Source organism: Pseudomonas mediterranea CFBP 5447, from assembly GCF_000774145.1.
In the GTDB taxonomy this organism is placed as follows: domain Bacteria; phylum Pseudomonadota; class Gammaproteobacteria; order Pseudomonadales; family Pseudomonadaceae; genus Aquipseudomonas; species Aquipseudomonas mediterranea.
In genome coordinates this window covers 371,461-395,652 of sequence record NZ_KN322984.1, presented here as the reverse complement: position 1 = coordinate 395,652, position 24,192 = coordinate 371,461, and the positions used below count along the sequence as shown (strand labels likewise).

Sequence of the window (24,192 nt, the reverse complement as noted above, 5' to 3'; positions counted from 1 at the left end):
AAGAGCAGGTGCGACAATCAGGCGTGCCCGAATCTGACTCACGGGTTTACAATCGACATTCCTGATCAGGAGTAACCCTGTGCTGACCCATCTCGATTCCCAAGGTCGCGCCAACATGGTCGACGTGACCGACAAGGCCGTGACGTTCCGTGAGGCCACCGCCGAAGCTTTTGTGCGCATGTTGCCCGCTACGCTGCAGATGATCGTCAACGGCGGTCACCCCAAGGGCGACGTGTTCGCTGTCGCGCGCATCGCCGGTATCCAAGCGGCGAAGAAAACCAGCGATCTGATTCCGCTCTGTCATCCGCTGATGCTCACCAGCGTCAAGGTCGAGCTCAATGCCGAAGGAGAGGACCGGGTGCGCATCGTTGCCCGCTGCAAACTCTCGGGGCAGACGGGAGTAGAAATGGAAGCCCTGGCCGCCGCCAGCGTCGCCGCGCTGACCATCTATGACATGTGCAAGGCCGTGGACCGGGGCATGATCATCGAAGGCGTGCGGGTGCTGGAAAAGCTCGGTGGCAAGAGCGGTCACTTCCAGGCGGACGCGTCATGAAAATCAATGTGAAGTTCTTTGCCCGTTATCGCGAGGCCCTCGGGGAGGACGCCCTGAGCGTCGAAGGTAAGTTCTCCACGGTAGATGACGTTCGCGCGCTGTTGGCGGCTCGTCCGGGCTCCGACGTGCTGAACGAGCAGAACCTGATGTGTGCCCGCAACGAAGAGTTGTGCCAGCTCGATGAGCCGCTGGCGGACGGCGACGACGTCGCGTTCTTTCCCACGGTGACCGGAGGCTGAGTCATGGCGATTCGTGTACAGGCCGATCCGTTCGATCCGGGCGTCGAAGTCAACGCGATGCACGCGGCCAATGTCGGCGTGGGCGCGGTGGTGAGTTTTGTCGGCTATGTGCGGGACTTCAATGACGGCCTGGATGTGTCCGGGATGTTCCTGGAGCACTACCCGGGCATGACCGAGAAAGCCCTGGGTAAGATTGCCGTCGAGGCGCAGCAGCGTTGGCCGCTGTTGAAGCTGGAAGTGCTGCACCGCATCGGCGCCCTGGAGCCGGGCGAGCCCATCGTTTTCGTCGCTGCCGCCAGCGCCCATCGCCAGGCGGCATTCGACGCCTGCGCCTTTGTCATGGACTACCTCAAGACCCGTGCTCCGTTCTGGAAAAAGGAAAACACCGCCGATGGCCCGCGCTGGGTCGAGGGGCGGGACAGTGATCATGCGGCGGCGGATCGCTGGAAGCAGTAGACCCTTCTTTGTATCTGATAGCCCGCTATCGCGAGCAGGCTCGCTCCCACATTGGATCTGTATCAAATCGGATTCCTGTGGGAGCGAGCCTGCTCGCGATGTGGCATCAGCCTTCCATCATTTCTTCAATTGACGATGTGTACATTAAAGTCCAGTATGGATTTATAAGTACAAAATCAGTCGTGCCTGCTTTTTCTCTGCCAAACCAACAACAACCCGCGAGAGAACGATCATGAAGAAACTCCCCCTCATCACTGGCCTGGCCCTGAGCCTGCTGGCCTCCAGCAGCCTGTTCGCCGCTGAGAAGACCCTGCGCATCGGTATCGAAGCGGCTTATCCGCCGTTTGCTTCCAAGACCTCGGAAGGGAAGATCGAGGGTTTCGACTACGACATCGGCAATGCGCTGTGCGCGCAGATGAAGGTCAAGTGCGAGTGGGTCGAAGGTGAGTTCGACGGGCTGATTCCATCGTTGAAAGTGAAGAAAATCGACATGGCGCTGTCGTCCATGACCATCACCGAAGAGCGCAAGAAATCGGTGGATTTCACCCACAAGTACTACTTCACCTCATCGCGACTGGTCATGAAGCAGGGCGCCGTGGTGGATGACCAGTACGCGAGCCTGAAGGGCAAGACCGTGGGTGTGCAGCGGGCGACCACCACGGACCGCTACGCCACCGAAGTCCTCGAACCCACAGGCGTGATCGTCAAGCGCTACAGCAACAACGAAGAAATCTACATGGACCTGGCATCCGGCCGCCTGGACGCGATTTTTGCCGACACCATCCCGTTGGAGGATTTCCTTTCGAGGCCGCGGGGCAAGGGCTACGGGTTTGTCGGTCCTGAACTCAAGGACCCGAAATATGTTGGGGAAGGTGCTGGTATTGCGGTGCGCAAGGGCAATACCCAGTTGGTGGCGGATCTGAACAAGGCCATCGATGGGATTCGGGCGAGTGGGGAGTATCAGAAGATCGAGGCCAGGTATTTCAAGTCGGATATCTATGGCGACTGATTGATTGCCATCGCGAGCAGGCTCGCTCCCACAAGGGATCTGCGTTCAACGCGGTCCAATGTGGGAGCGAGCCCGCTCGCGATGAGGCCATTCCAGGCAACCCAAACCTCAGCCCTTCAATTCCTTCAAATGCTTGTACACCGTCGCCCGCCCCATGTTCAGCACATTGGCCACGTAGTTGGAGGCGCTCTTGCCCTTGAAGGCGCCCTCGGCGTGCAGCGCCAGCACCAGTTCGCGTTTATGGTCGCGGGTGAGCAGGTTCAGGCTCAACTGACGCTCGCGCATCCAGGCATGCAGGAAGGTGTTGATGCGCTCCTGCCAGTCATCGCGAAACAGGGAGTCCGGCTGCGGGATCAACTTGCCCGGTGACAGGAACAGGTCCAGCGCGGCCTTGGCATTTTCGAACAGTGAAATATTCAGGTTGATGCACAGCACGGCCAGCGGTCGACCTTCTGCGTCGCGCAAGACGCTGCTGAGGCTGCGGATCTTCTGCCCGTCCCAGTTCAGCTTTTCATACGGACCGATGTTCCGTTCGTTGACGTCCTCGCTGAGCATGTCCTCCAGGGACGAGTCGTCACCGATCTCGCGCTTGGAAAGATTATTGGCGATGTAATCGACTTTCTGTGTGCGCAGGTCGTGCAGCACCACCTCGGCGTGCGGGTAGAACAGCGTGGCGATGGCGTCGGCGATGGTGTGGAAATTGTCCATTGCCGGATCGGGTTGCGGGGCGGTCATGACAGGGCTCCAGGCAGCGTCGGCGCCCCGTGAAGCAGGGGCGCAGGAAGTGTGCCGCAATCGTGGCGATGCGTCACCTTGAGGAAGGTCAGCCAAGGCGCGCCGGCGACAACATTGCGCTGCTCAGACCGAAGCGAGCCAGGGCTTCGGGCAGCGGTTCGCCGCGCACCAGTGCCGCGCTGGCCTGGCCCATCGCCGGGGACGTCTGGATGCCGTAGCCACCCTGGCCTGCGACCCAGAAGAATCCGGGTAACTGCGGGTCGAAGCCGGACAGCAGATCGCCGTCGTGGACAAAGCTGCGCAACCCGGCCCAAATGCGGGTCGGGCGGCGGATGCTCAAGGTCGTGGCTTCTTCGATCTGGTAGATCCCCAGGGCGATGTCCAGTTCTTCCGGTTGTACATCGTGGGGCTCCACCGGGTCGGCATTGGCCGGCGACCCCAGGAACATCCCGGCATCCGGTTTCATGTAGAAGGATTCGTCGAGGCTCACCAACATCGGCCAGTCATGGATGTCCACGCCTTCGGGGCCGGCGAAGATGAAGGCTGCGCGCCGCTTGGGCTGCAGACCCAGCGTGCGGGCGCCGGCCATTTGCGCTACCTGGTCGGCCCAGGCGCCGGCCGCATTGATCAGAATCGGCGCAGTGAAGGTCCGGTTGGCCGTTCGCACCTGCCACAGGCCCTGGTTGTCGCGAATCAGGTCCAGGACTTCGCTGTTGGTGTGCACTTCACCGCCGTTGCGGCGGATGCCGCGCAAGTAGCCTTGGTGCAGCGCATCCGTGTCGATGTCGGCGGCCGTGGGGTCGTAGAGGGCGCCGTGGACTTTTTCCCGGCGCAGGATCGGTAGCCGCACGCAGGCTTCTTCGGCGCTGAGCAGTTGCATCTGCGGCACTGTGGCCTTGGCACTGAGGTATTGATTGTTCAATTCGGCCGGATCACCGGTGAAGTCCACGGTCATTTCGCCCCGGGGCGTGAGCAGCGGGTGTTCGCAGAAGCCGGCGGGCGGTGCGTCGAAGAAGTCTCGACTGGCCTGGGTCAATGCCCGTACCTGCGCGGTGCCATAGGCGGCGGTATACAACGCCGCCGAACGGCCGGTGGAGTGGTAGGCCGGATGGGATTCGCGCTCGAGCACAATGACCCGGCCATGGGGGGCCAGCCAGTAGCCGGTGGAGGCACCGGCAATGCCGCCGCCGATGATGATGAAATCTGCTGAGGTCATGAAGCTCTCCTGTGGAGCGCGGTCCTGGGGAATGTCGCTGGTTCGTTGTGGGAGCGAGCCTGCTCGCGATGACGGTCTGACAGGCGACATGTTTTGAATGTGCCGGCCTCATCGCGAGCAGGCTCGCTCCCACAGGGGAATGTGGTGTGTCAGTTGCGCAGTTGGTAAAGCGCATTCGCCAACGCCACATCTTCCAGCCCGAGGCCAATGGAGCGGAAGAACACGTGGCGCCCAAGATCCGGTCGCACGACCTGTCCGCTGAGCAGTTCCGGCAAGTCACCGATGATGCTCGACGGCGCCCAGCCGTGTTGTTCGGCGGCGATCAGCATCTCTCCGGCCGAGCCTGGGGTGGTCTGACGATAGTCGCAGTACACGTCCATGTCGTTGAGGCTGTGGGGCGGCACTTCATGGGCGCGCGGGGCGTTGGTACTGATTGAGGTGATCAGTGCCCGTTTGCCCAGCATCCTTGGCTCGAGTACCGCTTTGGCGGACGAGGTGCAGAGCATCACCACATCGGCGTCATGCACCGCCGCCGCAAGGCTGTCGGTAATCTCCAGGCGCGGGTCCAGGCCGGTGATCGAAGCGCGCTCCTGCACTGTCTTGCCCGACAGGCCTGGCGAGTAGAGGCTGATGGACTTCCAATTCCGCAAGCCCTTGGCGTAATGCACATGCGCCCGCGCTACCGCACCGCTGCCAATGACGGCCAGGCGTTGGGCCTGGGGTAGGGCGAGGGCATCGACGGCGACGGCCGTGGTGGCAGCGGTGCGGGCGGTCGTCAGTTCGCTGGCGTCGCACAACAGCAGCGGTTGGCCAGTGCGCATCGACATCAGCAAGGTCCAGGCGGTGACCAGCGGACCCTGCTCGCGCACGATGTAGGGCGACGTCTTGACGCCATACACCTGATCCTCGGCCAACACGCCCAGGTAGTTGATGAAGTCCCCGGCGCCCTGGGGAAATTCCACCCATTGCTGGGCCGGTTGCACCGCCTGCCCGGCTGCAAGGTCGCGAAACAGTTTGCGCAGGATGTGCGGCACATCGATTTGCCCGAGCAGTGCGCGAGCCTGGGCTTGGGTCATGACATAAGGTGTGCTGGGCATCGGAACTCCGGATTGCTCTGTGTAAACTAATTTGTCCATTATGGACTTTTAGTTTATTCGAGCAATATCCCGGGCCAAAAAAAAGCGCAGCCTTCGAGGGCTGCGCTTTCGGGTGGTGAGGCGACGGTCAGTGACGTTTGCGCTCGACCGGCCGGAGCAGATGGGTCGGCGGCATTTCGCAACTGATCTTGCGACCCAGCAGCGCTTCGATGGAGGGCAACTGATAGGAGTCGTCCTCGCCGGCGAAGCTGATGGACACGCCCTCGGCGCCGGCGCGACCGGTACGGCCGATGCGGTGCACGTAGTCGTCCGGTACTTCCGGCAGGGTGAAGTTGATCACATGGCTGATGCCGTCGATGTGGATGCCGCGGCCGGCCACGTCGGTTGCCACCAGCACACGGATTTTGCCTTCGCGAAAGCCCTCGAGCGTCTTGATGCGCTTGTGCTGGGGCACATCGCCTGACAGCTGGGCCGCGTTGACGCCGTCGCGCACCAGGCGTTCTTCGATACGCCGCACTTCGTCCTTGCGGTTGGCGAACACCATGACCCGTTCCCAACCGTTGTCATTGACCAGGTTGTAGAGCAGCTTGTACTTGTCGGCACCGGCTACGGCGTAGATATGTTGTTCGACGTTTTCGCTGGCGACGTTCTCGGCTTCAATCTCGACGATGGCCGGGTCGGTGGTCCATTGCCGGGCCAGGTTCATCACGTCTTCGGTGAAGGTGGCGGAGAACAGCAGGGTCTGGCGTTCGCTTTTCGGCGGGGTCTGGCGAATGATCTGGCGCACTTGCGGGATGAAGCCCATGTCGAGCATGCGGTCGGCCTCGTCCAGCACCATGACCTCGACCATGTCCAGGTGCACGTCGCCACGCTGGTTGAAGTCCAGCAGGCGACCGGGCGTGGCCACCAGGATGTCGCAATGACGGGCTTCGAGGTGCTTGAGCTGCTTGTCGAAGTCCATGCCACCGACGAACGTCATGACGTTCAGGCCGGTGTATTTGGTCAGGTCGGCGGCGTCCTTGGCGATCTGCACCACCAGCTCGCGGGTCGGCGCGATGATCAGTGCCCTCGGCTCGCCCATGTAGCGCTCTTTGGGTGGCGGGGTCTGCAGCAGCTGGGTGATGGTGGAAATCAGGAACGCGGCGGTCTTGCCGGTGCCGGTCTGGGCGCGACCGATAGCGTCCTTGCCGGCGAGGGTATACCCGAGCACCTGGGCCTGGATCGGCGTGCAATACGGGAACCCCAGGTCCTGGATGGCATGCATCAGTTCCGGGGCCAGCTTGAAATCGTGGAAGCGGGTCTTGCCTTCCTGGGGCTCTACGACGAAGTCTTCGAGCTTCCAGGCGACGACCGGCGGTTTCGGTGCTCGTTCGCGGCGCGGCTTGGGGTTTTCATTGCGCGGCTTGTCCGGCGCAGGAGCGGTGGCGGGGGAGGTCGCCGGCTCTTTTTTCTTCTGCGCAACAGGGGCAGGGTGGCGCGATGGTTGTGGCGCTTCGGTACGGCTCGGGCCTTGGACAGGGGCACTGGGGCCGGGCGCGAGCTGCTCGGCCTCGCTCTTACCGAACATCTTCTTGAGTGCTTTGAGCACGGTCATCTCATCGATTGGTTAAGGAATGTACGCCGGCCAGTGTAATGCAAGAAACGGGCGCGGCGTAGTGTGTTCGTCAAAGGCTTGGCGTGGCGATTCAGCGCAACCGTTCGGCCAGCCAGGTACCGATGTCGCGAATCTCCTCGGGTAACACTTCGTGGCCCATTGGGTATTCCTGCCATGTCACGGTGACACCATGCTGCTTCAAATATTCCTTTGCGGTCCGGCCCATGGGGTTGAGCACCACTTCGTCGTATTGCCCATGCAGCGCCAGGACCGGAATGCGCTGCTGGCTGGCGGATAATTGCAGTTCGTCACCGAATGTCGGCGCATAGGTCGACAGGGCGATCACACCGCCCAACGGCCCCTGCCACTTCACGAACGCCGTGTGATAGACCACCGCGCCGCCTTGGGAAAAGCCGGCCAGGAAAATCCGCGAAGCGTCTATTCCGCTGGCTCGCTGGCTTTCGACCAGGTCCATGACCCGTTTGGCCGACACTTCCAGCTGCTGCTCGTCAATGGCCCGCGCCGGGCTCAAGGCGCGGATATCGTACCAACTGGGCATGGCGTAGCCGCCGTTGATCGTTACTGGTTGGGTCGGAGCCTGGGGTAGAACGAAACGCGTGGTCTGCAAGCTTTGCTGCAAGATTTCGGCTACCGGCAGGAAGTCGTAACGATCGGCGCCCAGGCCGTGGAGCCAGATAACACACGCATCTGCGGTGCTGTTGGGCTCGAGAATCAGGGGGTCGGTCATGGCTGTGCTCCAAATCTGTGCGGGTGCGCCCTATCAGTGCGTGATTACGGTGCGTTCCCGGTGCCTCAGTTAATTAGATGTCGCAAAATTACAACTTTTTGTCTTGACGTAATTCTCAAGGGCCCAGCGCGGCGGTCTGGTACGGGCTTTGCTATGAGGATACCCGAGTGATGAATCTTACGCTGCGCGGTAACACTATCAGCTCGACGCGACGCATGGGATATCGGAAATCCGGTGATGGATGTTCGCCAATAGCCGCTACGGGCTTCGCGAACGTGAAGGGCTACAGCCCGTTCGGCCGATTGGTGAGAAGTGGGTACGGCTGCTAATGGCGCACCGTCCTCATTAATAGACTCATAGCGAAGGTCCAGACGTCGGTTGACCCTAAAAAAAGCCAACAAGGGTCGGCAATGCCCCAAAAGGGTGCGACAGGACTCAAGCTCCGACACAACAAGAGCAAAACTGGAGGTTTGAATGAAGTTACTGAAATCCACCCTGGCAGTAGTGACTGCAGCAGCAGTGCTTGGGGTTAGCGGGTTCGCTCAGGCGGGTGCAACCCTGGACGCCGTACAGAAGAAAGGCTTTGTGCAATGCGGCGTAAGCGATGGCCTGCCGGGTTTCTCGGTGCCTGATTCGACCGGTAAGATCGTCGGTATCGACGCTGACTTCTGCCGTGCCGTTGCCGCTGCCGTCTTCGGCGATGCGACCAAGGTCAAGTTCAGCCAGTTGAACGCCAAGGAGCGCTTCACCGCGCTGCAGTCCGGCGAAATCGATGTGCTCTCGCGCAACTCCACCATGACCAGCTCCCGTGACGCGGGCATGGGCCTGAAATTCCCAGGCTTCATCACCTACTACGATGGCATCGGCTTCCTGGCCAACAACAAGCTGGGCGTCAAGAGCGCCAAGGAACTGGACGGTGCAACCATCTGCATCCAGGCCGGTACCACCACTGAACTGAACGTTTCCGACTACTTCCGTGCCAACGGCCTGAAGTACACCCCGATCACCTTCGACACCTCCGACGAAAGCGCCAAGTCGCTGGAGTCCGGTCGTTGCGACGTACTGACCTCCGACAAGTCCCAGCTGTTCGCCCAGCGCAGCAAGCTGGCTTCGCCGAAGGACTACGTGGTTCTGCCGGAAACCATTTCCAAGGAACCCCTGGGCCCGGTCGTGCGTAACGGCGACGACGAGTGGCTGGCCATCGTGCGTTGGACTGGCTACGCGCTGCTCAATGCTGAAGAAGCCGGTGTGACCTCGAAGAACGTCGAGGCCGAAGCCAAGTCCACCAAGAACCCGGACGTCGCTCGTATGCTCGGCGCTGACGGTGAATACGGCAAGGACCTGAAACTGCCGAAAGACTGGGTCGTGCAGATCGTCAAGCAAGTCGGCAACTACGGTGAAATGTTCGAGCGCAACCTCGGCAAAGGCACCCCGCTGGAAATCGACCGCGGCCTGAACGCGCTGTGGAACGCTGGCGGCATCCAATACGCACCACCAGTGCGCTGATGGTTCTATCACCCGGTGGGCCAACCACCGGGTGATGTTCTGTTCCATTCTTTGCGGGGCACTTCATGCAAAATTCAATCGGCGCACCAAAGCAGAGGCTCAGCCTCAGCGATCCAAAAGTGCGTGCGTGGGTATTTCAGATCGTCACTGTCGTGGCGGTTATCGCGTTGGGCTGGTTCCTGTTCGACAACACCCAGACCAATCTCCAGCACCGGGGCATCACGTCCGGTTTCGGTTTCCTGGAACGCAGTGCCGGGTTCGGCATCGCTCAACACCTGATCGACTACACCGAAGCGGACAGCTATGCCCGCGTGTTTGTCATCGGTTTGCTCAACACGTTGCTGGTGACCTTCATCGGGGTGATCCTGGCGACCATCCTCGGTTTCATCATCGGTGTCGCGCGCTTGTCGCAGAACTGGATCATCTCCAAGCTGGCGACCGTTTACGTGGAGGTTTTCCGTAACATCCCACCGTTGCTGCAAATCCTGTTCTGGTACTTCGCGGTATTCCTGAGCATGCCTGGGCCGCGCAACAGCCATAACTTCGGCGACACTTTCTTCGTCAGCAGCCGGGGCCTGAACATGCCGGCCGCGCTGGTCGCCGATGGGTTCTGGCCGTTCGTGGTCAGCGTCGTGCTGGCGATTGTCGCCATCGTGCTGATGACGCGTTGGGCCAACAAGCGTTTCGAAGAAACCGGAGAGCCATTCCACAAGTTCTGGGTGGGCCTGGCGCTGTTCCTGGTGATCCCGGCCGTGTGCGCGTTGGTGTTTGGTGCGCCAGTGCAATGGGAAATGCCGGAACTCAAGGGTTTCAACTTCGTCGGTGGCTGGGTGCTGATCCCGGAACTGCTGGCCTTGACCCTGGCGTTGACTGTGTATACCGCGGCATTCATCGCCGAGATCGTGCGCTCGGGTATCAAGTCGGTCAGCCACGGCCAGACCGAGGCGGCCCGCTCCCTCGGGCTGCGCAACGGTCCGACCCTGCGCAAGGTGATCATTCCGCAGGCCCTGCGCGTGATCATTCCGCCGTTGACCAGCCAATACCTGAACCTGGCGAAAAACTCTTCCCTGGCGGCCGGTATCGGCTACCCGGAAATGGTGTCGCTGTTCGCCGGCACGGTGTTGAACCAGACCGGCCAGGCCATCGAGGTGATCGCGATCACCATGAGTGTGTACCTGGCAATCAGTATCAGCATTTCCCTGCTGATGAACTGGTACAACAAGCGCATTGCGCTGATCGAGCGGTGAGGAAACGCGCATGACATCCCATACTTTCAAACCCGATATGCCTCCACCGAGCAACAGCATCGGTGTGGTGGCATGGGTGCGCGCCAACATGTTCTCCAGCTGGATCAACACGCTGCTGACCCTGTTTGCGTTCTACCTGATTTATCTGATTATCCCACCGCTGCTGCACTGGGCCATCCTGGATGCGAACTGGGTGGGTACTACCCGCGCCGACTGCACCAAGGAAGGCGCTTGCTGGGTGTTCATCCAGCAGCGTTTCGGTCAGTTCATGTACGGCTACTACCCGGCGGACCTGCGCTGGCGCGTGGACCTGACCGTGTGGCTGGCAGTGATCGGTGCGGCGCCATTGTTCATCTCGCGCTTCCCGCGCAAGGCGATCTACGGCCTGAGCTTCCTGGTGGTGTATCCGATCGTCGCCTGGTGCCTGCTGCACGGTGGCGTGTTCGGTCTGGACGCCGTGGCGACCAGCCAATGGGGCGGCCTGATGCTGACCCTGGTGATCGCCACCGTCGGCATCGCCGGCGCATTGCCGCTGGGCATCGTGCTGGCCCTGGGGCGGCGTTCGAACCTGCCGGCGATCCGCGTGGTCTGCGTGACGTTCATCGAGTTCTGGCGTGGCGTGCCGTTGATCACGGTGCTGTTCATGTCGTCGGTGATGCTGCCGCTGTTCCTGCCTGAAGGCATGAACTTCGACAAGCTGCTGCGGGCGCTGATCGGGGTCATCCTGTTCCAGTCGGCCTATGTGGCCGAAGTGGTGCGCGGCGGTCTGCAAGCGATTCCAAAGGGGCAATACGAAGCGGCTGCGGCGATGGGCCTTGGCTACTGGCGCAGCATGGGCCTGGTGATTCTGCCGCAAGCCCTGAAGCTGGTGATCCCTGGCATCGTCAACACCTTCATTGCGTTGTTCAAGGACACGAGCCTGGTGATCATCATCGGCCTGTTCGACCTGCTCAACAGCGTGAAACAAGCTGCCGCCGACCCGAAATGGCTGGGCATGGCCACCGAAGGCTATGTGTTCGCCGCCCTGGTGTTCTGGATTTTCTGTTTTGGTATGTCGCGCTATTCCATGCATCTGGAACGCAAGCTCGACACAGGCCACAAGCGTTAGGAGTTGACTCATGAGTGAAGCAATCAAAAAGCCTGTGAGCCCTGAAGGCATTATTCAGATGCAGGGCGTCAACAAGTGGTACGGCCAGTTCCACGTGTTGAAAGACATCAACCTGAACGTCAAACAGGGCGAACGTATCGTGCTGTGCGGCCCGTCGGGCTCCGGCAAGTCCACCACCATCCGTTGCCTCAACCGTTTGGAAGAGCATCAGCAAGGCCGCATCGTGGTCGATGGCGTGGAGCTGACCAACGACCTCAAGCAGATCGAAGCGATCCGCCGTGAAGTCGGCATGGTGTTCCAGCACTTCAACCTGTTCCCGCACCTGACCATCCTGCAGAACTGCACCCTGGCGCCGATGTGGGTGCGCAAGATGCCCAAGCGCAAGGCCGAGGAAATCGCCATGCATTACCTGGAGCGCGTGCGCATTCCGGAGCAGGCGCACAAATACCCGGGCCAGCTCTCCGGCGGTCAGCAGCAGCGTGTAGCCATCGCTCGCGCCCTGTGCATGAAACCGAAAATCATGCTGTTCGACGAGCCGACCTCGGCTCTCGACCCGGAAATGGTGAAGGAAGTACTCGACACCATGATCGGCCTGGCCGAAGACGGCATGACCATGTTGTGCGTAACCCACGAAATGGGCTTCGCCCGTACCGTGGCCAACCGCGTGATCTTCATGGACAAGGGGGAAATCGTCGAGCAGGCAGCGCCGAACGACTTCTTCGACAACCCGCAGAACGACCGCACCAAGCTGTTCCTGAGCCAGATCCTGCATTGATCGACGCCAGGTAACGAAATAAACCCGGACTGTGTTCCGGGTTTATTTTTTCTGTGGCGATACTCAGGAATCAGTAAGGATTTCGTGCTCCTTGTGCACCGTGGTCTTGAATTGCCTCAAGTCGGCACCTTCCGCCAGGGTTCGTGCGTCTGCGAGCAAATGGGGATAGAGGTCAAGCAGGCGCATCAGCAGCATCAATGGTTTTGGCGGCAATACCTCGCCGCGCTCATAGCGGGACATCGCGTTGTGCCCTCCGCCCGACAAAAGCGATACGGCGTCTTTCTGTGACAGGTGCAGCTTGCGGCGGATGCGTTTGATTTCCTCGCCGATCATCTGCCTGGCGGCATTGACCAACTCATCTCCCGCCTTTGCATGGCGCTCCGCGCAGCCGGTATCGAGCTCGACTTCCCCGCACATCCGGCATTCCCAGCCCGACAGGTCATCGACCCGGCGCTCCAGTCCCTTGACGCTCAAGGTTTCGCCGCGACCTTCGAAATGCAACATGCCCTCCGGGGCGCCACAGCTGAAACATTGCTGGGTTGTCATACGTTTTTCTCCTTGAAGGAGATTACCGGTGGGCCTCCGCTCGGACGGTAGGTCACCTTGATGTAAATCTCCAGACCGTGTGTATTGGCGTGATAGACGTCGTGCCAGACTCGATGATCGTCATAGGCGGTCATCGATTTATAAAATTGCTTTCGCTGGAGTCCGCAAATGACTTCCTGCATATCCGAGAGCGTCAGGCCGAGCACCCATGCATTGTTTTTTGCGGTGCTGGTGAACGCATTTCCCCTGAGCCGCCTGACATCCGCCTGTATCACCGCCAACGCGTAATGAGGTGAGTTCTTTTCCATAAGAAACCGTGGGCCTCTGCTTCTAGATTTACCCTAAAAGGGTAATTTTACCAATCGGAAATTTTGCTTTGTTTTCCCTCTCACTGACCGTAGGCGGTTGTCGTCCTACACGAAGCTGACTAACATGTCAGAAAATTCATCCCATGATTGGATGAAAAGGTGCTTTCCATGACAGAAAATTCCCCAATAGTCCGTCGATCACTGGTCGATCAGGCGCTGGATCAGATGCGTCGGCGCATCAGTGACGGTGTGTGGCCGGTGGGGCGGCGATTGCCCACCGAGCCGGAGCTGGTGGCCGAGCTGGGTATCAGCCGTAATACCGTGCGTGAAGCCATGCGCGTACTGGCGTTTTCCGGATTGATCGAGGTCCGCCAGGGCGACGGTAGTTATGTGCGGGCGGTGGTCGATCCACTGGACACCCTCAAGGTGTTGTCCCGTTGTTCGCTGGAACAGGCTCGGGAAACCCGGCATATCCTGGAAGTCGAGGCCGTCGGCCTGGCGGCGATGCGGCGTACCGACGAAGACCTGCAAGCCTTGCACCAGGCATTACAGGCCAGTGGCGCGCACTATCACGGCGATCTGGAGCAGTACATCGCCTGCGACCTGGTGTTCCATCGCCGCTTGGTAGACGCCGCGCACAACCCGGCGCTCAGTGAGTTGTATCGCTACTTTTCCAGCGTGATCGCTGCGCAACTGCGCCAAAGTCTCAACATCGTCCCGCGTCATCAACACGTGTTCGACCTGCACGCCGAAATCCTCGAAGCCGTCGAGCAGCAAGACCCGCAACGGGCCAAGGCCCTTTGTCGACAGTTGATCAATGAACCCTGAAGCCGAGTTTTCCATGTCCCGCGATCTGCCTGACCCTACTCCCTCGAAGACGCCCAAGCGCGGCGCCGAGCTCGAAGAACTGCTGATCGACGCTGAAGTCGACGACGAACAGGCCCAGCAGGCCCATCCGCTGCTGCGCCGGCCCTGGTTGCTGTTGCTCGGGTTGATCCTGGTTGCGTTGAACCTGCGCCCGGCGTTGTCGAGCATGGCGCCTTTGCTCAGCGAGGTTTCGAAAAACCTCGGCTTGTCGGCCGCCCAGGCGGGCCTGCTGACTACGCTGCCGGTGCTCTGCCTTGGCCTGTTCGCGCCACTGGCGCCCGTGCTGGCTCGGCGTTTCGGCGCCGAGCGCGTGGTGCTGGGGATCTTGCTGACGCTTGCCGGTGGGATTGTGCTGCGCAGTTCGTTCGGCCAGGTCGGCCTGTTCGCCGGCAGCGTCCTGGCCGGTGCGAGTATCGGTGTGATCGGCGTGCTGTTGCCGGGCATCGTCAAGCGTGACTTCGCCCGGCAGGCCGGGACCATGACCGGGGTCTACACCATGGCGTTGTGCCTGGGCGCGGCGATGGCCGCTGGGGCAACGGTGCCGTTGAGCGAGCAACTGAACCACAATTGGGCCCTGGGGCTTGGGTTCTGGGCGGTTCCGGCATTGCTGGCCGCCGTGTTCTGGCTGCCGCAAACCGCTCAGAAACAAGGTGCCCACCAGGCGGCATATCGGGTTCGCGGGTTGTTGCGCGATCCACTGGCCTGGCAAGTGACGCTGTACATGGGGCTGCAATCGTCCCTGGCCTACATCGTGTTCGGCTGGTTGCCATCGATCCTCATCGGTCGTGGCCTGACGCCGACCCAGGCCGGCCTGGTGTTGTCGGGCTCGGTCATCGTGCAGCTGATCAGCTCCCTGGCGGCGCCTTGGTTGGCGACCCGTGGGCAGGACCAGCGTCCGGCCATCGTGATCGTCATGGTCATGACCCTCGGCGGGCTGTTCGGTTGCCTCTACGCGCCCCTCGGCGGTTTGTGGGGCTGGGCGATCCTGCTGGGATTGGGGCAGGGCGCAACGTTCAGTCTGGCGTTGACGCTGATCGTGTTGCGTTCGCGAGACGCCCATGTGGCCGCGAACCTCTCCAGCATGGCCCAGGGCTTCGGTTATACCCTGGCGTCCCTCGGGCCTTTCGCAGTGGGGGTGGTGCATGACTGGACCGGCGGATGGCAAGCCCTGGGCTGGATCTTCGGCTTGATCGGCCTGGGCGCGATCATCGCCGGTATCGGCGCAGGGCGGGCGTTGTACGTCGGCGTCAGCAGCGAGAAAATCACCGACCTTCGCTGATGTTATTTTCATGGCGAATGACGATAGTGTTCTCGCCAGTGGCAGATTATTGTGGCGAGTCCACTGAAACGCTTTTCGGAGTTCGCCCATGAGTGATGCCCACACCGCCCTGATCAACCGGTTCTACCAGGCCTTCCAGCGCCTGGATGCCGAAGCCATGAGCGCCTGCTACACCGACGACGTGGTCTTCAGCGACCCGGCGTTCGGCGAGCTGCGTGGCCGTGATGCCGGTGACATGTGGCGCATGCTCACCACCCGCGCCAAGGACTTTTCCCTGACCTTCGACAACGTGCGCAGCGATGAGCGTTCCGGTGGGGCGCATTGGGTGGCGACTTACCTGTTCAGCCAGACCGGCAATGTGGTGGTCAATGACATCCAGGCCCGCTTCGTGTTTCGCGATGGCAAGATCTGCGAGCATCACGACAGCTTCGATCTGTGGCGCTGGTCCCGTCAGGCCTTGGGTGCCAAGGGCTTGCTGTTGGGCTGGACGCCGCTGGTGCGCAATGCGGTCAGGGCCCAGGCGCTCAAAGGGCTTCGGGCGTTCCAGGCCAGTCGCTGATAAGATCGCGGCCTACTTCCTACGCGTCTGTTGAACATTTCGTGACGACTGCCAACAACACTCCCGAGCTGCCTGTGGAGGCTGCGACCGAACCGGGCAAGCCCTGGTTCGTCTACCTGGTGCGGGCCGCCAACGGCGCGTTGTACTGTGGCATCAGCGACGATCCGGTGCGCCGGTTCGCCAAGCACCAGAGTGGCAAGGGCGCACGTTTCTTTCTCTCCAGCCCGGCGGTGGCACTGGTCTATACCGAAGCCTGCCGTGACAAGGGCGAAGCCCTGCGCCAGGAGCGGTTGATCAAAAAGCTGCGCAAAAGCGCCAAGGAATGCCTGGTGGCGAGTGCCGCGCCGCATCATCCATCCCACTGATGAGCCCTCATCAGGTGGGTAGGCTGTCTGGCCGTGGCGCGCTAAGCTTGCGGACTTCCTTCCTGCATTGGCAAATCTCATGTCAGAGCTGATTCTTCATCATTACCCGACGTCCCCCTTCGCCGAAAAAGCCCGTCTGCTGCTGGGCTTCAAGGGCTTGTCCTGGCGCTCGGTCAACATCCCGCCGATGATGCCCAAGCCCGACCTGACGGCGTTGACGGGCGGCTACCGCAAGACGCCGGTGTTGCAGATCGGCGCGGACATTTATTGCGACACGGCCCTGATCGCCCGGCGACTTGAGCAGGAAAAGGCCACGCCGGCGCTGTTTCCCGAAGGCCGGGAGATGATCGCGGCATCCTTCGCGGCCTGGGCCGACTCGGTGGTGTTCCAGCATGGGGTGAGCCTGGTGTTCCAGCCCGAGTCGATGGCCGTGCGTTTCGCCAGGCTGTCGCCTGAGGCGGTCAAGGCGTTCATCGCCGATCGCGCCGGGCTGTTCAACGGCGGCACCGCAACGCGTTTGGCTGCCGAGCAGGCCAGGCACCAGTGGCCGACGATCATGGCGCGCCTTGAGCAACAGCTGCAACGCGAGGACGGCGACTTTCTGTTAGGGCAACCTTCGATTGCCGACTTCGCCATGGCTCACCCATTGTGGTTTCTCAAGGGCACGCCGGTGACTTCGGCGCTGGTGGACGCGTATCCGGCCGTCTCGGCCTGGCTGGCGCGGGTGTTGGCTTTCGGCCATGGTGCGTCGAGCGCGATGAGTTCCGAAGAGGCCTTGGAAGTGGCCCGCAACGCTACGCCGGCTGCGTTGCCGGATGAACCATTCGATGAGTCGAACGGGTTTGCGAAGGGACAGCAGGTGACCATTGCCGCGACTGACTATGGTGTCGATCCGGTGGCGGGAGAACTGTTGTTTGCCGGGCGCGAAGAGCTGATCCTGCGTCGTGAAGACGAGCGCGGTGGGGTGGTGCATGTGCACTTCCCACGGTTCGGGTTTCGTATCGAGGCTTGCCAGACAAACCCATGAGCCTGTGGGAGCGGGCTTGCTCGCGAAAGCGGTGTGACAGTCAGTGCAAATGGTGACTGGAGTGTCCTCATCGCGAGCAGGCTCGCTCCCACACTGGATTTTGCGACGTTCCCGGAATCGCGGTCCGCTCGCGATCGGGCTGTTGGATTCACACAGAGCTATGTCGCGGATAAGGCCTTGAGGATAGTCTCGGGCTCATACCCACGAATCAACGTGCCATTCACGTCCAGGATCGGAATTCCCCGACCGCCCAGCGCCTCATAGGCCTTGCGCGCTTCGGGGTCTTTCTCGATATCGAACTCGCGATACGGAACGCCTTTCTCGTCCAGGAACCGTCGCGTTGCCTTGCAGTAGCCGCACCAGTCGGTGGCGTACAGCGTAACGCGGGCATGGTCGCGGATCTGCTGCGAGAGCATTTGCGAGGGGTTGAGCAGCCGCTCGATCTTGCCCCAGTTCTGGTACGCCACGATCACCAGCAGAATCAGCAGAAACTTCCTCAGGACCCCGCTGAACATCAATTCCGCCGTTTCAACTGGTCCGTCAACGATGTTGGCAACCCTTTGATGATCAACGTGCCGGCTTCTTCGTCATATTCGATCTTGGAGCCCAACAGGTGCGCCTCGAAGCTGATGGACAGGCCTTCGGCGCGGCCGGTGAAACGGCGGAACTGGTTGAGCGTGCGTTTATCCGCCGGGATTTCCGGCGACAGGCCGTAGTCCTTGTTGCGGATGTGATCGTAGAAAGCCTTCGGGCGATCCTCGTCGATCAGCTCGGACAGTTCTTCCAGGCCCATGGGTTCGCCAAGCTTGGCCTGGCTGCTGGCGTAATCCACCAGGGTCTTGGTCTTTTCCCGGGCATCGTCTTCGGGCAGGTCTTCGCTTTCGACGAAGTCGCTGAAGGCCTTGAGCAGCGTGCGGGTTTCGCCAGGGCCGTCGACACCCTCCTGGCAGCCGATGAAGTCGCGGAAGTATTCCGAGACCTTCTTGCCGTTCTTGCCCTTGATGAAGGAAATGTACTGCCTGGACTGTTTATTGTTCTGCCATTCCGACACGTTGATCCGTGCCGCCAGGTGCAACTGGCCCAGGTCCAGATGACGGGAGGGGGTAACGTCCAGCTCATCGGTGACCGCCACGCCTTCGCTGTGGTGCAGCAGGGCGATGGCCAGGTAGTCGGTCATGCCCTGTTGATAATGGGCGAACAGCACGTGGCCGCCCACCGACAGGTTGGACTCTTCCATCAGCTTCTGCAGATGCTCCACCGCCACGCGACTGAACGCCGTGAAGTCCTTGCCGCCGTCCAGGTATTCCTTCAGCCAGCCGCTGAACGGATGTGCACCGGATTCGGCATGGAAAAACCCCCAGGCCTTGCCTTGTTTGGCGTTGTAGCTCTCGTTGAGATCGGCAAGCATGTTTTCGATGGCCGTGGACTCTGCCAGTTCGGAGTCCCGGGCATGGAGCACAGCAGGGGTGCCGTCGGGTTTTTTGTCGATCAGGTGGACGATGCAATGACGGATCGGCATGGGCTTCTCGGCTGATGAAAGAGAGGAGGGCACGCTCCCCCGAAAAGCGCCCAGTGTACCGCAATCACTGGTTTTGGAACGCTGAGAAGGGGATTTCAGAGCCCTCCGACAGCCCATATGCATTTTTTTACCCATTTAGCGCAATAAAGCTGACCAAATGGGTAGCTAAGGGCGGATATTTCCCAGGCGTTGTGCTAGTTTTGCCCGGTCTTACGCGAAGGCACTGCGTTAAGCATGCATTCAGCATTTGTCAGGTCGAACCAAACCCGGATTTCGGCATCTATTACCCCGACCCGTCGTGGTGATGACCGAGGGTGTCCGATTCGAAGAGATCGGGCTCGATGGCTGGCACTGCACTCTGCAATCCATATGAATTTGATAGGGAAGGAACACTACATGGCTCTTACTAAAGACCAACTGATCGCTGATCTGGCTGAAGCTGCAGACGCGCCGAAAACCACCGTGCGTGCACTGCTGGACCAACTGGGCCAAATCGTTGCCGATCAGCTGGAAAACGGCGGCGAACTGACTCTGCCAGGCGTTGGCAAGCTGAAAGTCACCGAGCGTCCTGCCCGTACCGGTCGCAACCCTTCGACTGGCGCTGCCATCGAAATCGCTGCAAAGAAAGTCGTCAAGCTGGTTGCGGCCAAAGGCCTGGTTGATTCGATCAACGCCAAGTAAGACGCTTTTAAAAAAAACCGTGCAGCGGAGCAGTCCGGGCACGGTTTTTTGTTGTCCTGAATAAAGTGGCCGACACAATGCGGCCCATTAGTCCTTGCGAATCCAGCGCGCCTGGCGCCAGGCCTGTTGTTGTGCCTCGGTGTGGAAGGTCCAGGCCACGAAGCGGCTCTGTTTTTGTCCCTGGGACATCTCCACCACTTCGCTGTGCACCGCCCCGGCCTTCTTCAGGGCGGCCTGAATTGCCGGCAGGTTCGATACCTTTGACACCAGGGTACTGAACCACAGGACCTGCCGGGCCAACTGTGCGCTTTCTCCAATCAGTTGGGTCACGAAACGGACTTCTCCCCCCTCGCACCACAACTCGGCGGCCTGACCGCCGAAATTCAGGACCGGCAACTTGCGTTTCGGATCAGCCTTGCCCAAGGCGCGCCATTTACGCTGGCTGCCGCGGGTGGCCTCCTCCAGGGACGCGTGGAACGGCGGATTGCACATCGTCAGGTCGAACCGTTCGGCTTCGTCGAGCAGGCCCAGCAGGATCTGCTTGCGATTGGTTTGCTGGCGCAGTTGGATAGCCTTGGCCAACCCGTTGGCCTGGACGATGGTCTTGGCCGAGGCGATCGCCGTCGGGTCGATCTCCGACCCCAGGAAGTGCCAGCGGTAGTCGCTGTAGCCAATCAACGGATACACGCAGTTGGCGCCGGTGCCGACGTCCAGCACCTTCACCGCCGCGCCCCGAGGGATTTCCCCTTCGTTATGGCTGGCGAGCAGGTCTGCGAGGAAGTGCACATAGTCCGCTCGACCCGGTACCGGAGGACACAGGTAGTCGGCCGGAATGTCCCAGTGGGCAATGCCGTAGAAGGATTTGAGCAGCGCCCGGTTGAACACTCGCACGGCTTCGGGGCTGGCGAAGTCGATGCTTTCCTTGCCATAGGGGTTGATGATCACGAACCTGGCCAGTTCCGGCGTGCCCTTGATCAAGGCTGGGAAGTCGTAATGGCCCTGATGGCGATTGCGCGGGTGCAGGCTGGCTTTCTCGCGGGGCACGACGGCCTTGGTTTCGGCGGCGGGCTTGGGCTTCTGGCGTGCGGGTCTGGGGGGGCGGGGCGCGGTCATGGGCGGGTCGATTCGGGGCTGGCTCAAAAAGTGGCGGGCATTGTCCCACATCCGATGCGGTCTTGAGGCGCGCGCCGATTAAATGTGGGAGCGAGCCTGCTCGCGATAGCGGTGGGTCAGGCTGCATCTATGGCGAATTTACTCCCGTCATCGCGAGCAGGCTCGCTCCCACAGCGTTTGCTTTATGTTCGCAAGAAAACGGCGGGTAGAAAAAAGGAGGCCACCAGGGCCTCCTTCGTTCATTGCAGCTTGCCGTTACAGGCTGGCAATCCGCGCGTGCTGTTCGGCCAGCTTGCCCAAGGCCTGTTCGGCCTCGGCCAGTTTGGCCCGCTCCTTCTCGATGACGTCGGCCGGGGCCTTGTCGACGAAGCCGGCGTTGGACAGCTTGCCGCCGACGCGCTGCACTTCGCCCTTGAGGCGGCCGATTTCCTTGTCCAGGCGCGCCAGTTCGGCAGCCTTGTCGATCAGGCCGGCCATTGGCACCAGCACTTCCATCTCGCCGACCAAGGCGGTGGCCGACAGGGGCGCTTCTTCGCCGGCGGCCAGGACCGTCACCGATTCGAGCTTCGCCAGCTTCTTGAGCAGCGCTTCGTTCTCGTTGAGGCGGCGCAGGTCTTCGGCGTTGGCGTTGTTCAGGAACAGGGTCAGCGGCTTGCCCGGACCGATGTTCATTTCGGCGCGGATGTTGCGCAGGCCCAGCATGAAGGTCTTGAGCCACTCGATGTCATCTTCGGCCGCTGGATCGATGCGGGTTTCATTGGCCACCGGCCAAGGTTGCAGCATGATCGTCTTGCCTTCGGCGCCGGCCAGCGGTGCGACGCGCTGCCAGATTTCCTCGGTGATGAACGGCATGAACGGATGCGCCAGGCGCAGCGCCACTTCCAGCACGCGCACCAGGGTGCGACGGGTGCCGCGCTGGCGCTCGATCGGCGCGTTCTCGTCCCACAGCACTGGCTTGGACAGTTCCAGGTACCAGTCGCAGTACTGGTTCCAGATGAACTCGTACAAGGCCTGCGCGGCCAGGTCGAAGCGGAACTGGTCCAACTGGCGGGTCACTTCGGCTTCGGTGCGCTGCAACTGGGAAATGATCCAGCGATCGGCCAGGGTCAGCTCAAAGGCTTCGCCGTTCTGGCCGCAGTCTTCGCCCTTATCCAGCACGTAGCGCGCGGCGTTCCAGATCTTGTTGCAGAAGTTGCGATAGCCTTCGACGCGGCCCATGTCGAACTTGATGTCGCGGCCGGTGGACGCCAGGGAGCAGAAGGTGAAGCGCATCGCGTCGGTGCCGAAGCTGGCGATGCCGTCCGGGAATTCTTCGCGGGTCTGCTTCTCGATTTTCTTCAGCAGTTTTGGAGTCGGCTGCATCAGGCCGGTGGTGCGTTTCTCCACCAGCGCTTCCAGGTCGATGCCGTCGATGATGTCCAATGGGTCCAGGACGTTGCCCTTGGACTTGGACATCTTCTGGCCCTGGCCATCGCGCACCAGGCCGTGGACGTAGACCGTCTTGAACGGCACCTGCGGCGTGCCGTCCTCGTTCTTCACCAGGTGCATGGTCAGCATGATCATCCGGGCAACCCAGAAGAAAATGATGTCGAAACCGGTGACCAGCACGTCGGTGGAGTGGAATTTCTTCAGGAACTCGGTCTGCTGCGGCCAGCCCAGGGTCGAGAACGTCCACAGGCCCGAGCTGAACCAGGTGTCGAGGACGTCGTTGTCCTGTTGCAGGGCCACGTCCGGGCCGAGGTTGTGCTTGGCACGGACTTCGGCTTCGTCGCGGCCGACATAGACCTTGCCCGACTCGTCGTACCAGGCCGGAATACGGTGGCCCCACCACAGCTGGCGGCTGATGCACCAATCCTGGATGTCACGCATCCACGAGAAGTACATGTTTTCGTATTGCTTGGGCACGAACTGGATACGACCGTCTTCGACCGCGGCAATCGCCGGCTCAGCCAAAGGCTTGGTGGACACGTACCACTGGTCGGTCAGCCACGGCTCGATGACGGTGCCGGAGCGGTCGCCTTTGGGCACCTTCAGGGCGTGATCGTCGACGCTGACCAGCAGGCCGGCGGCTTCGAAGGCCGCGACGATCTGCTTGCGTGCTTCGAAACGGTCGAGGCCGGCGTATTCGGCCGGGATCTGGCCGTCGATGCTTTCGTTCAGCGTGCCATCGAGGTTGAACACCTGGGCTGCGGGCAGGACGTTGGCGTTCTTGTCGAAGATATTGAGCAGCGGCAGGTTGTGGCGCTTGCCGACTTCGTAGTCGTTGAAGTCGTGGGCCGGGGTGATTTTCACGCAGCCGGTGCCGAATTCAGGATCGCAGTAATCGTCGCCGATGATCGGGATGCGACGGCCGACCAGGGGCAGTTCCACGAACTGGCCGATCAGGGCCTTGTAGCGCTCGTCGTTCGGGTTCACCGCCACGGCCGAGTCGCCCAGCATGGTTTCCGGACGGGTGGTGGCGACGATCAGGTAATCCTTGCCTTCAGCGGTCTTGGCGCCATCGGCCAATGGGTACTTCAGGTTCCACAGGAAACCTTTCTCGTCATGGTTTTCCACTTCGAGGTCGGAAATGGCGGTGTGCAGCTTGGTGTCCCAGTTGACCAGGCGCTTGCCGCGATAGATCAGCCCGTCCTCGTGCAGGCGCACGAAAGCTTCCTTCACCGCTTCCGAGAGACCGTCGTCCATGGTGAAGCGCTCGCGGCTCCAGTCCACGGACGAGCCGAGGCGGCGGATCTGGCGGCTGATGTTGCCACCGGACTCATCCTTCCATTCCCAGACCTTCTCGAGGAATTTTTCGCGGCCCAGGTCATGGCGATTCTGGCCCTGGGCTTCGAGGCGGCGCTCCACCAGCATCTGCGTGGCGATACCGGCGTGGTCGGTCCCCGGCTGCCACAGGGTGTTGCGCCCCTGCATGCGGCGGAAACGGATCAGGGCGTCCATGATCGCGTTGTTGAACCCGTGGCCCATGTGCAGGCTGCCGGTGACGTTCGGCGGCGGGATCATGATGGTGTAGGAATCGCCCGCGCCTTGCGGAGCGAAATAATTCTCGGACTCCCAGGTGTTGTACCAGGAAGTTTCAATGGCGTGCGGCTGGTAGGTCTTATCCATGCGCGGCGGGACCCTATTGGCATTTATTCAGGAAAAGCCGGGAAGTATAGCCCTGCGGGCAGCGGCAAGCTACCAGCTACAAGCCGCAAGATAAGGCAGCCTGGCTTTGGCTTTGGCTTTGGCTTTGGCTTTGGCTTTGGCTTTTTGCTTGCAGCTTAAAGCTTGCCGCTCGTAGCTGCGGCGAGCAGCCGCTCCATCCGCGCATCCAGCCGGCGTTTGATCTCGGTCTCGATGTGCGGGGCGAAGTCGTCGATCACGTCCTGCATGATCAACTGCGCGGCGGCGCGCAATTCGCTGTCCAGGTGCAGCAGGGCGTCGGGGCCCTTGGGTTCGGCCTTGGGCGCCGGCTTGGGCTCGGGCTGGCCGGAAATCGGTTCGAACAGCAGGGGGATCTGTTCTTCATGCACGGGCTCATGGGCGACCGTGTCGGTCAGCAACGGCGGCTGCAGGGTATCGTCGCCGAGCAACTGGCGGATCGACTCGAGGTCATCCAGCAGGTGCGGCGGCTTTTGCGGTGGTTTTGGAGTATCCATCGTA

At 61.1% G+C, this 24,192-nt stretch carries 26 protein-coding genes; 14 read left to right on the top strand and 12 right to left on the bottom strand.

Going from position 1 to position 24,192, the window contains the following annotated elements; translation table 11 throughout:
- Nucleotides 1–79 precede the first annotated feature (79 nt).
- From moaC to N005_RS11560, 4 genes are all read left to right on the top strand, one after another.
- Complete coding sequence (gene moaC, locus N005_RS11575) at nucleotides 80–553, top strand: cyclic pyranopterin monophosphate synthase MoaC (RefSeq protein ID WP_047701321.1); 474 nt, start codon at nucleotides 80–82, stop codon at nucleotides 551–553.
- Nucleotides 550–792 (top strand): MoaD/ThiS family protein, encoded by a 243-nt coding sequence (locus tag N005_RS11570; RefSeq protein WP_047701320.1) that lies wholly within the window; start codon nucleotides 550–552, stop codon nucleotides 790–792. The genes moaC and N005_RS11570 overlap by 4 nt, the downstream gene beginning before the upstream one ends.
- A gap of 3 nt (nucleotides 793–795) precedes the next feature.
- Nucleotides 796–1,248, top strand: coding sequence for a molybdopterin synthase catalytic subunit MoaE (moaE, locus tag N005_RS11565; protein WP_047701319.1), 453 nt, complete (start codon nucleotides 796–798; stop codon nucleotides 1,246–1,248).
- Between the two features lie 232 nt (nucleotides 1,249–1,480).
- Entirely contained in the window at nucleotides 1,481–2,257 is a 777-nt protein-coding gene (locus N005_RS11560; RefSeq protein ID WP_047701318.1) for an ABC transporter substrate-binding protein, read from the top strand.
- 108 nt (nucleotides 2,258–2,365) lie between these two features.
- On the opposite strand, the gene N005_RS11555 is transcribed toward N005_RS11560, so the two are convergent.
- The 5 genes from N005_RS11555 to N005_RS11535 form a co-directional block, all read right to left on the bottom strand.
- Nucleotides 2,366–2,992: a helix-turn-helix transcriptional regulator gene (locus N005_RS11555; RefSeq protein ID WP_041021610.1), complete on the bottom strand. Its 627-nt coding sequence runs from the start codon at nucleotides 2,990–2,992 to the stop codon at nucleotides 2,366–2,368.
- Between the two features lie 88 nt (nucleotides 2,993–3,080).
- Entirely contained in the window at nucleotides 3,081–4,208 is a 1,128-nt protein-coding gene (locus tag N005_RS11550) for an NAD(P)/FAD-dependent oxidoreductase (RefSeq protein WP_047701317.1), read from the bottom strand.
- Between the two features lie 149 nt (nucleotides 4,209–4,357).
- Complete coding sequence (locus N005_RS11545; RefSeq protein WP_047701316.1) at nucleotides 4,358–5,305, bottom strand: ornithine cyclodeaminase family protein; 948 nt, start codon at nucleotides 5,303–5,305, stop codon at nucleotides 4,358–4,360.
- Between the two features lie 127 nt (nucleotides 5,306–5,432).
- Nucleotides 5,433–6,899: an ATP-dependent RNA helicase RhlB gene (rhlB, locus tag N005_RS11540; protein WP_047701315.1), complete on the bottom strand. Its 1,467-nt coding sequence runs from the start codon at nucleotides 6,897–6,899 to the stop codon at nucleotides 5,433–5,435.
- A 91-nt stretch (nucleotides 6,900–6,990) separates the two neighbouring features.
- Nucleotides 6,991–7,647, bottom strand: a complete 657-nt coding sequence (locus N005_RS11535; RefSeq protein WP_047701314.1) for an alpha/beta hydrolase — start codon at nucleotides 7,645–7,647, stop codon at nucleotides 6,991–6,993.
- 474 nt (nucleotides 7,648–8,121) lie between these two features.
- Here N005_RS11535 and N005_RS11530 point away from each other — a divergent pair, with 474 nt between their 5' ends.
- The 4 genes from N005_RS11530 (at nucleotide 8,122) to N005_RS11515 (ending at nucleotide 12,283) form a co-directional block, all read left to right on the top strand.
- On the top strand, nucleotides 8,122–9,153 hold the full coding sequence (locus N005_RS11530) for an amino acid ABC transporter substrate-binding protein (protein ID WP_047701313.1): 1,032 nt from the start codon (nucleotides 8,122–8,124) through the stop codon (nucleotides 9,151–9,153).
- 65 nt (nucleotides 9,154–9,218) lie between these two features.
- The gene (locus N005_RS11525; protein ID WP_047701312.1) at nucleotides 9,219–10,400 is read left to right on the top strand and encodes an amino acid ABC transporter permease; all 1,182 of its coding nucleotides are present in this window, start codon (nucleotides 9,219–9,221) and stop codon (nucleotides 10,398–10,400) included.
- Nucleotides 10,401–10,410: 10 nt separating this feature from the next.
- Entirely contained in the window at nucleotides 10,411–11,508 is a 1,098-nt protein-coding gene (locus N005_RS11520; protein WP_047701311.1) for an amino acid ABC transporter permease, read from the top strand.
- A 10-nt stretch (nucleotides 11,509–11,518) separates the two neighbouring features.
- On the top strand, nucleotides 11,519–12,283 hold the full coding sequence (locus N005_RS11515) for an amino acid ABC transporter ATP-binding protein (RefSeq protein ID WP_042730176.1): 765 nt from the start codon (nucleotides 11,519–11,521) through the stop codon (nucleotides 12,281–12,283).
- 63 nt (nucleotides 12,284–12,346) lie between these two features.
- Here the strand turns inward: N005_RS11515 and N005_RS11510 are convergent, their stop codons facing one another.
- Complete coding sequence (locus N005_RS11510) at nucleotides 12,347–12,829, bottom strand: type II TA system antitoxin MqsA family protein (RefSeq protein ID WP_047701310.1); 483 nt, start codon at nucleotides 12,827–12,829, stop codon at nucleotides 12,347–12,349.
- Nucleotides 12,826–13,137, bottom strand: a complete 312-nt coding sequence (locus N005_RS11505; protein WP_047701309.1) for a type II toxin-antitoxin system MqsR family toxin — start codon at nucleotides 13,135–13,137, stop codon at nucleotides 12,826–12,828. The genes N005_RS11510 and N005_RS11505 overlap by 4 nt, the downstream gene beginning before the upstream one ends.
- A 168-nt stretch (nucleotides 13,138–13,305) precedes the next feature.
- Here N005_RS11505 and N005_RS11500 point away from each other — a divergent pair, with 168 nt between their 5' ends.
- The 5 genes from N005_RS11500 (at nucleotide 13,306) to N005_RS11480 (ending at nucleotide 17,234) form a co-directional block, all read left to right on the top strand.
- Nucleotides 13,306–13,965 (top strand): FadR/GntR family transcriptional regulator, encoded by a 660-nt coding sequence (locus N005_RS11500; RefSeq protein WP_047701308.1) that lies wholly within the window; start codon nucleotides 13,306–13,308, stop codon nucleotides 13,963–13,965.
- Complete coding sequence (locus N005_RS11495; RefSeq protein ID WP_047701307.1) at nucleotides 13,955–15,283, top strand: CynX/NimT family MFS transporter; 1,329 nt, start codon at nucleotides 13,955–13,957, stop codon at nucleotides 15,281–15,283. The genes N005_RS11500 and N005_RS11495 overlap by 11 nt, the downstream gene beginning before the upstream one ends.
- Nucleotides 15,284–15,371: 88 nt before the next feature.
- Nucleotides 15,372–15,842, top strand: coding sequence for a nuclear transport factor 2 family protein (locus N005_RS11490; protein WP_047701306.1), 471 nt, complete (start codon nucleotides 15,372–15,374; stop codon nucleotides 15,840–15,842).
- A gap of 41 nt (nucleotides 15,843–15,883) precedes the next feature.
- Entirely contained in the window at nucleotides 15,884–16,207 is a 324-nt protein-coding gene (locus N005_RS11485; RefSeq protein ID WP_052126382.1) for a GIY-YIG nuclease family protein, read from the top strand.
- 79 nt (nucleotides 16,208–16,286) lie between these two features.
- Nucleotides 16,287–17,234, top strand: coding sequence for a glutathione S-transferase family protein (locus tag N005_RS11480; protein ID WP_047701305.1), 948 nt, complete (start codon nucleotides 16,287–16,289; stop codon nucleotides 17,232–17,234).
- 158 nt (nucleotides 17,235–17,392) lie between these two features.
- Here N005_RS11480 and N005_RS11475 read toward each other — a convergent pair whose 3' ends face one another.
- Both N005_RS11475 and yejK read right to left on the bottom strand, forming a co-directional pair.
- Nucleotides 17,393–17,749, bottom strand: a complete 357-nt coding sequence (locus N005_RS11475) for a glutaredoxin family protein (protein ID WP_047701304.1) — start codon at nucleotides 17,747–17,749, stop codon at nucleotides 17,393–17,395.
- The gene (yejK, locus tag N005_RS11470; RefSeq protein WP_024777637.1) at nucleotides 17,749–18,753 is read right to left on the bottom strand and encodes a nucleoid-associated protein YejK; all 1,005 of its coding nucleotides are present in this window, start codon (nucleotides 18,751–18,753) and stop codon (nucleotides 17,749–17,751) included. Before yejK ends, N005_RS11475 begins: the two co-directional genes overlap by 1 nt.
- A 396-nt stretch (nucleotides 18,754–19,149) precedes the next feature.
- Here yejK and N005_RS11465 point away from each other — a divergent pair, with 396 nt between their 5' ends.
- Nucleotides 19,150–19,434, top strand: a complete 285-nt coding sequence (locus N005_RS11465) for an HU family DNA-binding protein (protein WP_047701303.1) — start codon at nucleotides 19,150–19,152, stop codon at nucleotides 19,432–19,434.
- 87 nt (nucleotides 19,435–19,521) lie between these two features.
- On the opposite strand, the gene rlmF is transcribed toward N005_RS11465, so the two are convergent.
- From rlmF to N005_RS11450, 3 genes are all read right to left on the bottom strand, one after another.
- Nucleotides 19,522–20,547, bottom strand: a complete 1,026-nt coding sequence (rlmF, locus tag N005_RS11460; protein ID WP_047701449.1) for a 23S rRNA (adenine(1618)-N(6))-methyltransferase RlmF — start codon at nucleotides 20,545–20,547, stop codon at nucleotides 19,522–19,524.
- 255 nt (nucleotides 20,548–20,802) lie between these two features.
- Nucleotides 20,803–23,655, bottom strand: a complete 2,853-nt coding sequence (locus N005_RS11455) for a valine--tRNA ligase (protein ID WP_047701302.1) — start codon at nucleotides 23,653–23,655, stop codon at nucleotides 20,803–20,805.
- 155 nt (nucleotides 23,656–23,810) lie between these two features.
- A complete protein-coding gene (locus tag N005_RS11450) occupies nucleotides 23,811–24,188 on the bottom strand; it encodes a hypothetical protein (protein WP_047701301.1) in 378 nt (125 codons plus the stop codon).
- Between the last annotated feature and the right edge of the window lie 4 nt (nucleotides 24,189–24,192).

Coding starts and splice junctions, on each gene's coding strand:
- N005_RS11510 (WP_047701310.1), bottom strand. CDS start 12,829: ATGACAACCCAGCAATGTTTCAGCTGTGGCGCCCCGGAGGGCATGTTG.
- N005_RS11555 (WP_041021610.1), bottom strand. CDS start 2,992: ATGACCGCCCCGCAACCCGATCCGGCAATGGACAATTTCCACACCATC.
- N005_RS11490 (WP_047701306.1), top strand. CDS start 15,372: ATGAGTGATGCCCACACCGCCCTGATCAACCGGTTCTACCAGGCCTTC.
- N005_RS11525 (WP_047701312.1), top strand. CDS start 9,219: ATGCAAAATTCAATCGGCGCACCAAAGCAGAGGCTCAGCCTCAGCGAT.
- N005_RS11495 (WP_047701307.1), top strand. CDS start 13,955: ATGAACCCTGAAGCCGAGTTTTCCATGTCCCGCGATCTGCCTGACCCT.
- yejK (WP_024777637.1), bottom strand. CDS start 18,753: ATGCCGATCCGTCATTGCATCGTCCACCTGATCGACAAAAAACCCGAC.
- N005_RS11550 (WP_047701317.1), bottom strand. CDS start 4,208: ATGACCTCAGCAGATTTCATCATCATCGGCGGCGGCATTGCCGGTGCC.
- N005_RS11455 (WP_047701302.1), bottom strand. CDS start 23,655: ATGGATAAGACCTACCAGCCGCACGCCATTGAAACTTCCTGGTACAAC.
- rlmF (WP_047701449.1), bottom strand. CDS start 20,547: ATGACCGCGCCCCGCCCCCCCAGACCCGCACGCCAGAAGCCCAAGCCC.
- N005_RS11520 (WP_047701311.1), top strand. CDS start 10,411: ATGACATCCCATACTTTCAAACCCGATATGCCTCCACCGAGCAACAGC.
- N005_RS11500 (WP_047701308.1), top strand. CDS start 13,306: ATGACAGAAAATTCCCCAATAGTCCGTCGATCACTGGTCGATCAGGCG.
- N005_RS11515 (WP_042730176.1), top strand. CDS start 11,519: ATGAGTGAAGCAATCAAAAAGCCTGTGAGCCCTGAAGGCATTATTCAG.
- N005_RS11505 (WP_047701309.1), bottom strand. CDS start 13,137: ATGGAAAAGAACTCACCTCATTACGCGTTGGCGGTGATACAGGCGGAT.
- moaE (WP_047701319.1), top strand. CDS start 796: ATGGCGATTCGTGTACAGGCCGATCCGTTCGATCCGGGCGTCGAAGTC.
- N005_RS11450 (WP_047701301.1), bottom strand. CDS start 24,188: ATGGATACTCCAAAACCACCGCAAAAGCCGCCGCACCTGCTGGATGAC.
- N005_RS11465 (WP_047701303.1), top strand. CDS start 19,150: ATGGCTCTTACTAAAGACCAACTGATCGCTGATCTGGCTGAAGCTGCA.
- rhlB (WP_047701315.1), bottom strand. CDS start 6,899: ATGACCGTGCTCAAAGCACTCAAGAAGATGTTCGGTAAGAGCGAGGCC.
- N005_RS11545 (WP_047701316.1), bottom strand. CDS start 5,305: ATGCCCAGCACACCTTATGTCATGACCCAAGCCCAGGCTCGCGCACTG.
- N005_RS11560 (WP_047701318.1), top strand. CDS start 1,481: ATGAAGAAACTCCCCCTCATCACTGGCCTGGCCCTGAGCCTGCTGGCC.
- N005_RS11475 (WP_047701304.1), bottom strand. CDS start 17,749: ATGTTCAGCGGGGTCCTGAGGAAGTTTCTGCTGATTCTGCTGGTGATC.
- N005_RS11480 (WP_047701305.1), top strand. CDS start 16,287: ATGTCAGAGCTGATTCTTCATCATTACCCGACGTCCCCCTTCGCCGAA.
- N005_RS11535 (WP_047701314.1), bottom strand. CDS start 7,647: ATGACCGACCCCCTGATTCTCGAGCCCAACAGCACCGCAGATGCGTGT.
- N005_RS11570 (WP_047701320.1), top strand. CDS start 550: ATGAAAATCAATGTGAAGTTCTTTGCCCGTTATCGCGAGGCCCTCGGG.
- N005_RS11530 (WP_047701313.1), top strand. CDS start 8,122: ATGAAGTTACTGAAATCCACCCTGGCAGTAGTGACTGCAGCAGCAGTG.